The sequence below is a fragment of the Salipiger sp. CCB-MM3 genome (assembly GCF_001687105.1).
GTDB lineage: Bacteria > Pseudomonadota > Alphaproteobacteria > Rhodobacterales > Rhodobacteraceae > Salipiger.
Genome location: NZ_CP014600.1, coordinates 114794 through 128390, shown reverse-complemented (window position 1 = coordinate 128390; position 13597 = coordinate 114794). Strand labels below are relative to the sequence as shown.

The 13597-nt window shown below is 67.8% G+C and carries 11 protein-coding genes; 2 read left to right on the top strand and 9 right to left on the bottom strand.

Features of this window, described 5'->3' with window-relative positions; all coding sequences use genetic code 11:
• Positions 1–90: 90 nt before the first annotated feature.
• The 5 genes from AYJ57_RS24850 to AYJ57_RS24830 all read right to left on the bottom strand — a co-directional run bounded on the left by AYJ57_RS24850 (position 91) and on the right by AYJ57_RS24830 (position 6832).
• A complete protein-coding gene (locus tag AYJ57_RS24850; protein WP_066112241.1) occupies positions 91–1461 on the bottom strand; it encodes an NAD(P)/FAD-dependent oxidoreductase in 1371 nt (456 codons plus the stop codon).
• Positions 1458–1817 carry a (2Fe-2S)-binding protein gene (locus AYJ57_RS24845; RefSeq protein WP_066112238.1) on the bottom strand — a complete coding sequence of 120 codons (360 nt, stop codon included), beginning with the start codon at positions 1815–1817 and terminating at the stop codon, positions 1458–1460. The genes AYJ57_RS24850 and AYJ57_RS24845 overlap by 4 nt, the downstream gene beginning before the upstream one ends.
• Complete coding sequence (locus AYJ57_RS24840; RefSeq protein WP_066112236.1) at positions 1814–3802, bottom strand: hydantoinase B/oxoprolinase family protein; 1989 nt, start codon at positions 3800–3802, stop codon at positions 1814–1816. The genes AYJ57_RS24845 and AYJ57_RS24840 overlap by 4 nt, the downstream gene beginning before the upstream one ends.
• A gap of 3 nt (positions 3803–3805) precedes the next feature.
• Entirely contained in the window at positions 3806–5848 is a 2043-nt protein-coding gene (locus tag AYJ57_RS24835) for a hydantoinase/oxoprolinase family protein (RefSeq protein WP_066112233.1), read from the bottom strand.
• A 90-nt stretch (positions 5849–5938) separates the two neighbouring features.
• Complete coding sequence (locus AYJ57_RS24830; RefSeq protein WP_066112474.1) at positions 5939–6832, bottom strand: LysR family transcriptional regulator; 894 nt, start codon at positions 6830–6832, stop codon at positions 5939–5941.
• A gap of 100 nt (positions 6833–6932) precedes the next feature.
• Here AYJ57_RS24830 and AYJ57_RS24825 point away from each other — a divergent pair, with 100 nt between their 5' ends.
• Entirely contained in the window at positions 6933–8036 is a 1104-nt protein-coding gene (locus tag AYJ57_RS24825) for an NAD(P)/FAD-dependent oxidoreductase (protein WP_066112230.1), read from the top strand.
• A gap of 2 nt (positions 8037–8038) precedes the next feature.
• Here AYJ57_RS24825 and AYJ57_RS24820 read toward each other — a convergent pair whose 3' ends face one another.
• Positions 8039–9364, bottom strand: coding sequence for an NAD(P)/FAD-dependent oxidoreductase (locus AYJ57_RS24820; protein ID WP_066112227.1), 1326 nt, complete (start codon positions 9362–9364; stop codon positions 8039–8041).
• A 162-nt stretch (positions 9365–9526) separates the two neighbouring features.
• On the opposite strand from AYJ57_RS24820, the gene AYJ57_RS24815 reads away from it, so the two are divergent.
• Positions 9527–10021: an Lrp/AsnC family transcriptional regulator gene (locus tag AYJ57_RS24815; protein WP_066112224.1), complete on the top strand. Its 495-nt coding sequence runs from the start codon at positions 9527–9529 to the stop codon at positions 10019–10021.
• A gap of 42 nt (positions 10022–10063) precedes the next feature.
• Here the strand turns inward: AYJ57_RS24815 and AYJ57_RS24810 are convergent, their stop codons facing one another.
• Genes AYJ57_RS24810 through AYJ57_RS24800 form a run of 3 tightly spaced genes read right to left on the bottom strand, consistent with a single transcriptional unit; the run spans position 10064 to position 13550 of the window.
• On the bottom strand, positions 10064–11728 hold the full coding sequence (locus tag AYJ57_RS24810; RefSeq protein WP_066112221.1) for an ABC transporter ATP-binding protein: 1665 nt from the start codon (positions 11726–11728) through the stop codon (positions 10064–10066).
• Positions 11728–12591, bottom strand: a complete 864-nt coding sequence (locus tag AYJ57_RS24805) for an ABC transporter permease (protein ID WP_157374411.1) — start codon at positions 12589–12591, stop codon at positions 11728–11730. The genes AYJ57_RS24810 and AYJ57_RS24805 overlap by 1 nt, the downstream gene beginning before the upstream one ends.
• The gene (locus AYJ57_RS24800) at positions 12591–13550 is read right to left on the bottom strand and encodes an ABC transporter permease (protein WP_066112216.1); all 960 of its coding nucleotides are present in this window, start codon (positions 13548–13550) and stop codon (positions 12591–12593) included. Before AYJ57_RS24800 ends, AYJ57_RS24805 begins: the two co-directional genes overlap by 1 nt.
• Between the last annotated feature and the right edge of the window lie 47 nt (positions 13551–13597).

Here is a 13597-nt window from a genome sequence, read left to right as displayed (position 1 = left end):
TTGCCCGCAATCTGCGCGCCCGCGCCCGGCGAAAACTGCCGAAAGCCGGGCTGCGGCAGAATTCTCTGCGGGATGCGCGACGCTGGCAGATTATTCTGCCTCGCGCTGCTCCTCCGCCGCCAACCACGCGCCGATCGGCACGGGCCGGGCCGGAGCTTGCGCGCGCAGTCGGCCCACATCCTCCGGTGCCTGCCCCGAAGCCGCAGCGATGATCTCGGCGCCCGCCAGCTGGCAATAGCGCCCCTGGCAGCGTCCCATGCCGACCCGCGCCAGCGACTTCGCCCGGTTCGCCTCGGGCCCCGAGAGCGGCAGCGTGGCGCGCAACTCGCCAGCCGAGATGCCCTCGCACCGGCAGACATTGGTTGTGTCTGGCAGACCGCGGATCATGTCGGAGGGCCAGGGGAAAGCCCGCGCCATGCCATGGGCAAAGCGCTGCATCCGCGCGAGACAGCGCAGGATCGGGGCAGGATTGGGGTGCGGCAGGCCAAGGTCCTGAAGGCAGGCGATGGCGGCGGCGCGACCCGCAAGCTCGGCACCGTCGGCGCCGAGAATGCGCAGCCCGTCCCCGGCGAGATAGAGCCCGTCGCCCGCACGGCCCAGCGGATCGGCCCGAGGCAGCCATTGCGAAAACGCGGCGCTCCAGTCGAAGCGGGCCCCGGCAAGGTCGGCGAGCGTCCCGTCCGAACGCAGGTGCCAGCCGAGGCCGACCATGTCGCAGCCGGTATGTTGCACCCTGCCCCGGGCGTCGCGCCAGATCACCGCCGTCGGGCCGGTCTCATCGCTTTCGATCCGCTCCAGCGCGACGCCCGCATGATAGCGCCGCCCCAGTGCAGCGCGCAGCCGCAGGCCGCGCAGGGTTACCACAGGACGCGCAAGCGCCATGCGCAAGCCGCCCTGAAACTGCGCCGTCATCGGCGCGGTGTCGAGTACTGCAGCCACGTCCGCGCCCACCGCGACGAGCTGCGTCGCGAGCAGCGTCAACAGTGGCCCGGAACCGGCCAGCACGATCTTCCGCCCCAGCGCCACACCCTGCGCCTTCAGCGCGATCTGCGCAGCGCCAAGCGAATAGACTCCGCCCATCTGCCAGCCCGGTACCGGGGCAAGCCGGTCGGTGGCGCCTGTCGCGAGGATCAGCCGGTCGTAGGGAATTTCCTGCCGAAGCTCGCCCAGCACATACGCCACCCCGGCGCGGAGCGCCATGACCGAGCGCTGCGGCAGGTGCGTGAGTTTGCTGCCGGCCACCAGCGCATCGAAGGTGGCGTGAACCGCACGCGCCTTGGCGGCCTCGGACCCGTAGAGGTTTTCCGGCGGGCGGGTAAAGCCCTCGGGCGGTCGGCGGTAGATCTGCCCGCCAGCGCGGGCGGCCTCGTCCACCACGATGGGGTGCAGCCCCGCAGCAACGAGGGTCTCGGCCGCGCGGATGCCTGCCGGACCGGCGCCGACGATCAGCACACGGGTCATGCGGAGTCTCCGGGATGAACTTCAGCCCGGTTTTCGGTGCGTGCCCCGGCCACACCCGGCCACTGCGCCGCACCGGGGGCACTGCGCAGCTGCATTCCCTCGCGCAAGGGGGTCGAGCAGGCGCGTAGCCGTGGCCCCGTTTCCTGCCAGACCCAGCAGTCCTGGCAGGCGCTCATCAAGCAGAAGCCCGCGCGCCCCTCGGGGCCGAACTCGGCATCGCGGAGAGCGCGTCGCGACAGCAGGATCGCGGTCAGCACCGTGTCACCTTCGAGCCCGGTCAGCGCCTCGCCATCGAAGCTGAAGCCGACCGGCGCGCGGGCGGTCTCGGCCAGCCGGACGAGCCGCCCGCCGTTCATTCCGCCGCCTCGGCGTAGGTTGTCGGGCGCGGCAGCTCGGGGAAGCGCGCGCAGGTTGCCGCGAAGGCCGCCTCAACGGCATCCGCGCCGCTGCCCTCGATCCGGCGGAAGATCTCGGTCTTGGTGAAGAAACGCCAGTGGATCGGCAGCGCAGCGAGGATCTCGGTCAGGCGATCGTAGGCCTCGGCGGTCCAGCGCGCCTCGTAGCCCTCGCGTTCGGGACCGTAGTGGAAGAAGGCCTCGGGGGGAGTCGGCATCGCGGCGCGCGCCTTGGCGGTGGCCGCCTCGTCAACCTCGGCATCCTTCAGGATCACGCCGTAGTCGCGCGCGGCCGCCTCGGCCGAGACATAGCCCCGCGCCACGTCGCGGGCGACCCGCCAGGGCTCGCGCTCGAGCGGGTTGCCACGCCCGCCGCCACCCGCCGAGCGGACCTCGAGCACATCTCCGGGCTGCAGGATCGCCGTGTCCTTCGAGCCCATGCGCCACTCTTCGGGCGTGCCGGGATTAACCACCATATCGGCGAGCCCCGCCGCCTTGCCGCCGCCTGTGCCCCAGGGGCGGAAGAACGAACGGTCTCGGTTGCGCGCGGTGATGCGGCTGTCGGGGGTAAAGACTCGGAAGGCCATCTCGGTGGCCAGCCCCCCGCGCCAGCGCCCGGCGCCACCGGTATCCTGCGCCAGCCCGTATTTGACGAATTCCACCGGCACCTCGGTCTCGGTGATCTCGATCGGCGTGTTCTTGAGATAGGCCGCATCGGCGCCCGAGCCGTTTGTGCCGTCGCGATGCGGCATGCCGCCGCCACCGCCCACCACCGGGTTCACCGCGGCGATCACCGTCTTTTGGCTACGCTCGTCGCGGGTCATCACATTGACGATGCAGTTGTTGCCGGCGGGCGCGGCGGGCATCCTCTCAGGGATCGCCTGCACGAAGGCGCCAAAGATCACCGAGCGCAAGCGCGCACAGGTGAGCGAGCGCATGCCTACCGCCGCCGGAGAGACCGGATTCAGCACCGTGCCCTCGGGGGTGATGCAGGTGAAGGGGCGCGTCAGCCCGGTGTTCAGCAGGATGCGCGGGTTGAGCGTATAGAGCACGTAGTAGACGCCCACGAGCAGCATGGTGTGCCGGGGATCGCCCCCCGAGGGCACATTGAGCGAAGAGGCCAGCTGCGGATCGGAGCCGGTGAAATCGAGGATCGCCTCGTCGCCGCGGATGGTCAGTGTCAGCTTGAGGCGGCAGGGATTGGCCTCGTCGCTGTCCTCGTCGGCATAGTCGGCAAAGACATATTCACCGTCGGGGATCTCCGAGAGGATCGCGCGGGCCTGTGCCTCGGCCTGCTCCATCAGCGCCGCGACGCCGGACAGGAAGCCGCGATGGCCGAAACGCTCGATCATCGCGTGCACCTTGCGCTCCCCGGTTCCGAGCGCGCCCACAAGGGCCTTGATGTCACCGATGTTGAGCGCGGGCTTGCGCACGTTGGTCGACATGATCTTCATGATCTGCTCGTCAAAGACCCCTTCGCGGACGAGCTTCATCGGTGGAAAGCGAAGGCCCTCCTGGTGGATCTCGGTCAGCGAACGCGAGAGCGAGGCGGGTACCGCGCCGCCCATGTCGGTGTTATGGATGTGCCCGCCGGTCCAGGCGACGATCTCGCCTTCGGAAAAGACCGGCTTCCACAGGTGGGTGTCTGGGGCGTGGGTGGCTACGTGGCCCGAATAGGGATCGTTGGTGAAGGCGACGTCGCCGGGGCGGTATTCCTCGTCAACCATGTCGATGGCGCGGCCGTAGGTCAGCCCCGGATACCACGTCGCGCCCAACTCCATCGGCACGGCAAACGTGTCACCGCTCTGGTCCATCAGCATAACCGTGAAATCCTGCGTCTCCTTGACGAAGGCGGAATGCGCGGTGCGGTGCAGCGTGTGGGCCATGTTCTCGGCCGCGGCGCGGGCATGGTTGGCGAGCACCTGGAGGGTCATCTTGTCGAACATGGATCAGTCCTCGAACTGCAGGTGGATGTTGAGATTGCCGTCGACCCGGGCGCGGGCGCCCACGGGGATGGCGAAGGTGGTGTCTTCCTGCGCGACGATGGCCGGGCCGTCGAAGACCGTGCCGGCGGCCAGCGCCGCGCGGCTGTGCAGCGGTACCGGGCGCCAACCGCCGATATGCACTTGTACGTCGCGGGTCTCGCCCGCCTCGACATGCGCCAGCTCGGCGAGGTCGGGCTTGGGCCCGGCGCCGATCGCCGAGAGGCGCAGGTTGACCATCTCGATCTGACCCTCGGGATCGTCGAAGTCGTAAATACGGAGGTGGGTGGCGTGGAAGGCGCGGGTCATCTTCGGCAGGTCCGACAGCCAGTCGGGCTCCAGCACCACCTCGATCTCGTAGCTCTGCCCGGCGTAGCGCATGTCAGCCGAGAGCTTCAGATCTATGGCGCCGTCATGGCCCTGCGCAGCGAGCCAGTCACGCCCCTCTGCGGCGAGCGCCTGGAAATGGTCGCGCAGCAGCGGCAGGCGGGACTCGTCGAGATCGGCAAAGACGGTGCGGATGAAATCGCCCTTGAGGTCGGCCACCAGCCCGCCGAGCGCCGAGACGACGCCCGGACGGCGCGGCGCCATGACGCGGGGCATCCCCAGCTCCTTGGCGAGGAAGGCACCTAGCATGGGGCCGCCACCGCCGAAGGGCATCAGCGCGAAGGCACGCAGGTCGACCCCGGCGCGGGACGAGAGCTTCTCGACCTCGACGAACATCTCCGAGATCGCAATGTCGAGGATCGCCTGCGCGGTCTCCTCGACGCCGCGCCCCAGCTGCGCGGCCAGAGCGCCGACGACCTCGCGCGCCAGGTCGACCTTCATGTCGAGCTGGCCGTAGGCCATTTCCGAATGCCCCAGCCAACCGCAGACCGCCATGGCGTCGGTTACCGTGGCGCGGGAGCCCCCGCGCCCGTAGCAGGCCGGACCGGGCACCGAGCCCGCGCTTTCCGGTCCGACGCGCAGCACGCCGTGCTCGTCCACCGAAGCGATCGAGCCGCCGCCGATGCCGATCGAGCTGACCGAGACCGAGGGGATATGCAGCGGAAACTCCCCGACCAGCTCATCCGAGCCGAACTGCACCTCGCCGTCGATGATCAGCGCGAAGTCGGCCGAGGTGCCGCCGATGTCGAGCGTCAGGATGCGGCTCTCGCCTGCCTGCCGCGCCAGCCAAGCCGCGCCGATCACCCCCGAGGCGGTGCCCGACAGCAGCATCGACACGCAGTCGCGGCGCCCCTCGCCGGCGCTCATCACGCCGCCGTTCGACTTGGTCAGCATGGCGCGGGCGGGCACGCCCTGCGCCTGCAGCCGCGCCTCCAGCGCCTCGAGGTAGCCCGAAACACGCGGGTGGACGTAACCGTTGAGGATCGCGGTCGAGGTGCGTTCGTATTCGCGGATCACCGGCCAGACCTCCGAGGAGGTGAAGACGAAAAGTTCCGGCGCGAATGCTTCGATCTGCTGCCGAATATCGGCCTCCTGCGCGCTGTCGCGCCAGGAATGCAGCAGCGCGACGATGATCCCTTCGGCACCCGCCGCCTTGGCCTTCGCGACCGCCTCGGCCACGGCGTCCTCGGGGGCATCGGTGCGGCGGCCGTCGGCACGCATCCGCACCGGCAGGCCGAAGATCATGTCGCGCGACACCAGCGGATCGGGGCGCTGGCAGAACAGCGAGTACATGTCAGGCATCCGCAGTCGGGCCAGCTCGATCACATCCTCGAATCCGGCATTGGTGAACATCGCGAGCTTCGCGCCCTTGCGCTGGATGATCGTATTGATGCCCACCGTGGTGCCATGCACGAAGCGGCTGACCGCCGCGACGTCCAGCCCCTCGCGCTCGGCCAGCAGATCGAGCCCGGTGCGCAGCTCAGCGCCCGGATCATCGGGCGTGGTCAGCACCTTGAGCGAGGCGATGCGCCCCGAGCGGGCTTCGAGCGCGCAGAAATCCATGAAGGTGCCGCCGATATCGACACCGATTTTCCAGTCTTCCGCGGGGAGTTGGCCGTCCATGGGTCATCGCCTTTCGTTCCGTTTGCCCCAGTCGAGCAGAGGACGGTGCGGCGGTCCAAGTCGGATACGGCCAAATGCCATAAGTCGAGCCTATGGGCTGGAGAGACCCTCGGGCAGAAGCGCACGGATCTGTTCGCGCATGAGATCCTCGGCGCGCGACAGGGACTTGCCGCGCAGGGTCAGCAGTGACAGCGGAAGCGCGGGGGCGCCATCCAGCGGGCGGATCTCGATGCCGTCGAACTGCTCCCAGGGCAGCAGGGAATCGACCACGGCAATCCCCAGCCCGGCCTGCACGAATCCGACCGCCGAAATGGAAGTGTCGATTTCCAGCCGCGGCTCGAAGCGATGGCCCAGGCGGCGCGCGGCCTTGTCCAGCTCGTCGAAGGGGCGCGTTGCGGAGCGGTAGGAGATAACGAATTCCTCGCCGAGATCCCCGAGCGCGATGGCCTCCCGCGCGGCGAGCGAATGGCCTTTTGGCAGCAGACAACAGAAGCCTGTGCGGCCCAGAACCTCCACCTCGATGTCCTCGGGCATCCGGTCGGTGAGCGCTAGCGCAAGCGCCGTGTCGCCCTCGCGCAGCATAGTGCGCAGCGATTGCACCGGCGCCACGTTGCAGCGCAGCGCGATATCGGGGTGCCGGGTCCGGAAGGCCGCCATGACCCTCGGCAGCAGCGACATGGCCGGCGGGGTCGAGCATCCGATCCGCACCAGCCCGGCCCGACCCTGCCGCAGATCCGCGGTCATCCGGCGCAGCCCTTCCAATTCGCCGAACAGCCGCTCGGCCTCGGGGTAGAGTTCGAGCGCTTCGGGCGTGGGCTTCAGCCGCCCCTTCTCGCGGTCGAAGAGCGCGAAGCCCAACTCATCCTCGGTGTGGCGCAGCACTTGGCTGAGCGCGGGCTGCGAGATGTTTAGCATCCGCGCCGCCTCGGTCACCGTGCCCGCCCGCATCACCGCGGTGAAGACTTCAAGCTGACGTGCACGCATGGGCCGCTCCATAGGTCTGACTTATGACACTCGTCATATCCCGTCTTTGACCGCAAGCCCCGCGACGGGCTTTCCTGCCGCGAGACGGAAAGGATGTGTCATGCAGGTGATCGTACTCGGCGGCGGCTTGATGGGCAGCGCGACGGCCTTCTTTCTGGCGCGGCGCGGCGTCCGCGTGCGGCTGATCGAGCGCGGCCATATAGGCGCCGGAGCCACCGTCGCCTCCTTCGGCAATATCCGCCGCACCGGGCGGGCGCTCGAGCAGTTGCCGTTGGCGCAGCGCTCGCTCGACCTGTGGAGCCGCGCCGAGGAACTGCTGGGGCGTGACGTCGAATTCCGCGCCACCGGCCACCTGCGGCTGATCTTCGACGAGGCCTCGCGCGCCGACATGCTGCGCTTCTCCGAGGCGGCGCGGCCGTCGGGGCTGGAATTGGAGCATCTGGAGCCTTCCGAGATCCGCCGCCGCTTTCCCGGCCTCGGCCCCTCGGCGATCGGCGCCAGCTACTCGCCCCGCGACGGCAGTGCCAACCCACGGCTGATCGGCCCGGCCTTTGCCGATGCCGCCGCCTGCGCTGGAGCCGATATCACTGCCCAGGCCGGCGTTCCGAAGCTCACGAAGACCGAGGCCGGTTTCGAAGTGACCACAGCGCAGGGCACCTTTGGCGCCGACGTGCTGGTCAATTGCGCCGGGGCATGGGGCGCCGAGATCGCCCGCCATTTCGGCGAGCCGGTGCCGCTGGCCGCACACGGGCCGCAGATGGGGGTGACCGAGCCTCTGCCTCACCGCATCCTGCCGGTGGTCGGCATCTGGTCGCAGGACAGTGGCGCCTACCTCCGGCAGGTCGAGCGCGGCAATGTGGTCTTCGGCGGCGGCGTGCCCCGCGTGCCAGTGCCGGAAACGGGCTTTGCGCAATACGATCCCTCTGGGCTGGCGGTGCAGCTCGCCAAGTTGGTGCAGCTCTGCCCCGCCCTCGCTGACGTAGCGATCCTCCGGCAATGGTCGGGCTGCGAGGGGTATCTGTCGGACATGCTGCCGGTCATGGGCGCCTCGGGCAGCACGCCGGGGCTCTTCCATGCCTTCGGCTTCTGCGGTCACGGCTTCCAGCTCGGACCCGGCGTCGGCGATACCATGGCCGAGCTCATCACGACCGGGACCGGCACGACGCCCATCACGGCGATGTCGATCGAGAGGTTCGCGGCGTGAGCTCAGAATTTCGCCACCTTTCCCCATTGCGAGGTCTCGAAACGGCTCAGCTTGTACTGCGCCGTCTCGGTGATCGGTTCGCGCCCGGTGAGCATGTCCGCGACCAGATGCCCGACGCCCGGTCCGATGCCGAAGCCATGGCCCGAGAGGCCCGCGGCAAGTGTCAGGCCCGGAATACCGATGTCGCTATCGATCACCGGAACGCCGTCCGGAGTGCTGTCGATATAGCCCGCCCATTTGGCCTGCATCGGCACGTTTCCGAGCGACGGCAGAAGGCGGCGAGCGCGGGCAAGGGTTTCATTGATCAAGATTTCCGAGGGCTTGGGGTCGAGGATGCGGATCCGCTCCATCGGGGTCTCGCGGTCCAGCGCCCAGATCTCTCGCGTCTCAAAGCCCGCCTTCCACGCCTGCAGACCACCCGGCGAGAGGGCGCGCCAGCGCTTGGCGAACATCGGCAGGAAGTGCTTGGCACCGCGGATCGCCCCGGGCGTAGGGTCGAGGTTGCTGCGCCCGGAGATCGCCAGCGTATGCGCCCCGTCGCCGCGCCGCGTGATCGAGACGGCGGCGGTGTGCAGCGCCGGCGGCAGCCCCTCGGCGCCGGGCGCCACCGACAGGATCGAGCTGCGCACCGAGGCCTGCGGAAAGAAAATGCCCGACTGGTGCAGGAAGCTCGCCGCCCAGGCCCCGCCCGAGAGCACTACCTGTTTCGTGCGGATCGTGCCCTTCTCGGTGATCACCGCCGAGACCGCGCCGCCGGACGTCTCGATGCCCCGTGCCGCGCAACTCTGGATCACCAAACCGCCGTGCTTGACGATGCCCTTTGCAATGAGCGGCGCCGCGCGCGAGGGATCGGCGGTGCCGTCGGTGGGCGACCAAACCCCACCCTCCCACGCCTTGCCGGTCGCCGCTCCGCGCTCGGTGGCCTCGGCTGGGGGGAGCATCCGGGTGTCCACACCCTCGCCACGGGCAAAGGCGCCCCAGCGCGCCCAGCCATCGATCTCGGCCTGATCATCCGACAGGTAAAGCAGCCCGCAGCGGCGGAAGCCCAGGTCCTCGCCGATGTCTTCGGCCATGTTTTCCCAGAGCCCGAGACTCTTCGTCGAAAGCGGCAGCTCGCGCGCGTCGCGGTTCTGCTGGCGGCACCAGCCCCAGTTGCGGCTCGACTGCTCGGCGCCGACGCGGCCCTTTTCCAGCAGCACCACTTTCTGCCCCGCACGCGCCAGCCAATAGGCGGCGCTGGTGCCGACGATGCCCGCGCCGATCACCACGCAATCGGCGGTTTCGGGCAGCTCGGTCTGGGTGTCGATGTGCAGCAAGGGGGCGGTCATGATCTTCTCCTGTAGTCCCAGCATCTTCTACGACAGCGCAGCCAGACGCATCTGCCGGATCATGGGCCCATCACGGCATTTCATGTCGAATGCTGTTGACTTGGGGACGGCTCTGCCATTCACAAGGTGCGCACGGCGCGCAGACTCCGAGGAAAGAACATCATGACCACCCGTTACAAGCTCGACCGGATCGACCTGAAGATTCTCGCCGAGTTGCAGCGGAACGGTCGGATCACCAATGTCGAGTTGGCCGAGCTCGTTCACCTCTCGCCCTCGCCCTGCCTGATGCGGGTCAAGAAGTTGCAGAAGGCCGGCTACATCACCGGCTACGCGGCGCAGATCGACATGGCAAAGCTCGGCGAGACGCTGACCGTCTTCACCGAGTTCACGCTCAGCAACCACCGCCAGATCGACTTTGCCCGCTTTCAGGAAGTGCTGGAGAAGGTTGAATGCTGCGTCGAATGCCACCTCGTGTCGGGCGGTTACGACTATCTGGCGAAATTCGTGACCGCCTCGATCTCGGATTACCAGACGATCATCGAGGGGCTGATCGACCGCAACGTCGGGATCGACAAGTACTTCAGCTTCGTGGTGATGAAGACGCCGTTCTCCAAGACGCAGATGCCGCTGACCCACCTCTTCGCCGACAAAGTCTGAGGGACGCGGCGCGGGCGCTCCGGCGCCCGCGCCGCGCTGCCCTCAGCGATTGGCGAATTGCGCCACCAGTTCGGGATCCTGCTCCAGCCCCGACAGCCAGCCGGTGTCAAGTTGCGGCACCGAGGAGATCAGCAGCCGCGAATAGGGGTGTGTCGCGTCGCTCGACATGCGCGCCGCGGGCAGCGCCTCGACTACCTCGCCCTTGTACATCACCAGCACGTCGTCACAGATCGCCTCGACCGTCGACAGGTCGTGGCTGATGAACATATAGCTCAGCCCCAGCTCGCGCTGCAGCTCCTTGAGCAGCTCTAGGATCGCCGCCGCCACCACCGTGTCCAGCGCCGAGGTGATTTCGTCACAGAGGATCAGCTCGGGGCTGGCCGCGAGCGCACGGGCAAGGTTCACCCGCTGTTTCTGCCCGCCCGACAGCTCACCCGGCAGCCGGTGGCGCAGTGCGGCGGGAAGCTTGACCATATCCAAGAGCTCGATCACCCGCGTCTCGCGTGCCTTGCCGCTGAGCCCGTCGTAGAAACTCAGCGGGCGGGCAAGGATGGCACCAATGGAATGCGCCGGATTGAGCGCGGTGTCGGCAAGCTGGAACACCATCTGCGCTCGGCGCAGTTCTTCCTTCGAGCGCTTGCGCAGGTCGGGACGCAGCTCGGTGCCGTCGAGCAGCACGCCGCCACGATAGGCTGGCAGGATCCCCGCGATGGCCCGGGCCAAGGTCGACTTGCCCGACCCGGATTCGCCGATCACCCCGAGGTTGCGGCCACGCTCGAGCTTGAAGTTCACGTTCTTGAGGATCTTAGCGAAGGGCACACCGTCGCGCATTGGCCCGTAGCCGGCGCAGAGGTCGAAGACCTCGAGGATCGGCTTGGGCTTGGCCACTTGCTTCGGCTGCACAAGCGGTTCGTGCGGCACCGGCTCGAAGGCGGCGAGCAGCTGCTTGGTGTAGGGATGCCGCGGCGCGTTCAGGATCTGCTCGGCGCCGCCCACCTCTTGGATCTCGCCGCCTTTCAGCACGATGATCCGGTCTGCAATTTGCGCCACCACGGCGAGGTCGTGGCTGACGTAGACGCCGGCCATACCGCCCTTCTGCATGACCCCCTTGAAGGCGCGCAGCACCTCGATCTGGGTGGTCACGTCAAGCGCCGTGGTCGGCTCATCGAAGATCACCAGTTTGGGATCGCCGATCAGCGCCATCGCCGCCGAAAGTCGCTGCAGCTGGCCGCCGGACACTTGGTGCGGATAGCGCTCGCCGATGGTCTCGGCCTCCGGCAGCGCGAGCGCGCGGAAGAGCTCGACTGCCTTCTTCTCGGCCTCGGCGCGCGGCATCAGCTCATGGATCGCGGCGATCTCGATCACCTGATCCATGATCCGCTTGGAGGGGTTGAAGGCCGCCGCCGCCGATTGCGGCACGTAGGAGACCTCGGTACCGCGCACCTTTGCGCGGGCGCGCTCGGACATGGCGGTGATCTCGGACTGGTCCAGGCGGATCGTCCCGCCCTCAATGCGGCAGCCGGTGCGCGTGTGCCCCATCAGCGAGAGCGCGATGGTGGTCTTGCCCGAACCGCTCTCGCCGATCAGTGCGACGATCTCGCCGGGGGCGATGTCGAAACTGACGCCCTTGATGATTTCGACTTTGCGGCCGGCATCTGTGGTCGCGCCGATGCGCAGGTCTTCGACGGAAACGAGGGGGTTGGACATCATTCGCTCCTGTCGCGGATCTTGGTGGGCAGGTTGTCGATGAACATGTTCACCGAGATGGTCAGCGAGGCGATGGCCACCGAGGGGAAGATCACCGCCGGGGCGCCGAGGCTCAGCCCCTCGATGTTCTCGCGCACCAGCGCGCCCCAGTCGGCATTGGGCGGCTGCACCCCGAGGCCGAGGAACGACAGGCCCGAGAGCACCAGCACGATGAACACGAAGCGCAGGCCCAGATCGGCCAGCACCGGGCCGAGGATATTGGGGAAAATCTCGCGCAGGATCAGGTAGGGCGTGCTCTCGCCGCGGGCGCGGGCGACGGTGACGAAATCCATCGTGTTGACGTTGACCGCCAGCGCCCGTGCGAAACGGTAGGAGCCGGGCATGTAGATCGCTGTCAGGGTGAGGATCAGCACCGGGATCGACGAGCCCACGGCAGCCACGACGACGAGACCGAAGAGCAGTGAAGGGATGCCGTTGAACGCGTCCAGAAGCCGCGACAGGATCATGTCGAACCAGCCGCCCGCGACCGCCGCCACCATGCCGAGGATCACCCCTAGTGTGCAGGCCAGCGTCACCGCTGCGAGGGCGATGCCGACGGTGTAGCGCGCGCCCATTAAGATGCGCGAGAAGATGTCGCGCCCAAGGTAGTCGGTGCCCATCCAGAAGTCTTTGGTCACCGGGCCGAAGTAGTCCCAGTCGACGATCTCGCCCGGCGGGTGCGGCGCCAGCCAAGGGCCGATCAGCGCGACGAGCGCCCAGAACAGAATGATCGCGAGACCGATGCGGCCGACCCAGTTGAAGCTCCAGCTTGGGCCCTTGGGTTTCGGTGCTTCCTTGGCGGTGGTGGTGGGATAGTCAGCCATCATCGACGCAGCCTCGGGTTGGAAAGGATTGCAAGCATGTCCGCCAGGGTGATCAGCGACAGGTAGCTGACGCAGAAGATCATCGCGCAGGACTGGATCAGCGGCAGGTCGCGGGTGCTGACCGCATCGACCATCAGCTTGGCGACACCGGGGTAGTTGAAAATTGTCTCGACGATGATCACCCCGCCGACGAGGTAGCTCAGTGACAGCGCCACCGCGTTGGCGATGGGTCCCAGCGCATTGGGCAGCGCGTGGCCCAGAACCATGCGCTTGCGCGAGGCACCCTTCAGGAGCGCCATCTCGACGTAGGGGGTGTTGATCGTCTCGATCACTGCGGCGCGGGTCATGCGGATCATCTGCGCCGAGACCACGAACGACAGCGTAATCACCGGCATGGCGTAGGCCTTGAGCATGGCGGAAAGCGAGCTGACGTCGGCGCCGTAGCTCAGCGCTGGCAGCCAGCCAAGCCAGACCGCAAAGATCAGCACCGCCAGCGTCGCCACCATGAACTCGGGCACCGAGATCACCGAGATGGTCAGCATCGACACGATGCGATCGAACAGCGAGCCACGCCACATGGCGGCGCCAATCCCCAGCGACAGCGCGATCGGCACCGAAACCAGCGTCGTTACCCCGGCGAGCTTCAGCGAATTCACCAGCCGGCCCGAGATCAGCTCCGCTACTTCCATGTTGTTCACGTAGGACGTCCCCAGATCGCCCCCTGCCAATCCTAAGAGCCATCCGACGAAGCGGCTGAGCGCCGGCTCGTTCAGGCCCATCGCCTCGCGCAGCCCGGCGACGGCCTCGGGGGTGGCGGCCTGCCCGAGCAGGATTTCGGCGACGTCACCGGGCAGCAGTTCGGTGGCGAAGAAGACGGCGAAGGAGACGATGACCAGCGTCAGCAGGGCGATGCCAAGCCGCTGTATCACCAGGAACCATGGCTGAAGCGATTGGGGCAAGTGGGGCACCTCTTTCGGCCGGGGGTGTCGGAAAAGTCGAAGACCGG

Coding starts and splice junctions, on each gene's coding strand:
- AYJ57_RS24850 (WP_066112241.1), bottom strand. CDS start 1,461: ATGACCCGTGTGCTGATCGTCGGCGCCGGTCCGGCAGGCATCCGCGCG.
- AYJ57_RS24845 (WP_066112238.1), bottom strand. CDS start 1,817: ATGAACGGCGGGCGGCTCGTCCGGCTGGCCGAGACCGCCCGCGCGCCG.
- AYJ57_RS24840 (WP_066112236.1), bottom strand. CDS start 3,802: ATGTTCGACAAGATGACCCTCCAGGTGCTCGCCAACCATGCCCGCGCC.
- AYJ57_RS24835 (WP_066112233.1), bottom strand. CDS start 5,848: ATGGACGGCCAACTCCCCGCGGAAGACTGGAAAATCGGTGTCGATATC.
- AYJ57_RS24830 (WP_066112474.1), bottom strand. CDS start 6,832: ATGCGTGCACGTCAGCTTGAAGTCTTCACCGCGGTGATGCGGGCGGGC.
- AYJ57_RS24825 (WP_066112230.1), top strand. CDS start 6,933: ATGCAGGTGATCGTACTCGGCGGCGGCTTGATGGGCAGCGCGACGGCC.
- AYJ57_RS24820 (WP_066112227.1), bottom strand. CDS start 9,364: ATGACCGCCCCCTTGCTGCACATCGACACCCAGACCGAGCTGCCCGAA.
- AYJ57_RS24815 (WP_066112224.1), top strand. CDS start 9,527: ATGACCACCCGTTACAAGCTCGACCGGATCGACCTGAAGATTCTCGCC.
- AYJ57_RS24810 (WP_066112221.1), bottom strand. CDS start 11,728: ATGTCCAACCCCCTCGTTTCCGTCGAAGACCTGCGCATCGGCGCGACC.
- AYJ57_RS24805 (WP_157374411.1), bottom strand. CDS start 12,591: ATGGCTGACTATCCCACCACCACCGCCAAGGAAGCACCGAAACCCAAG.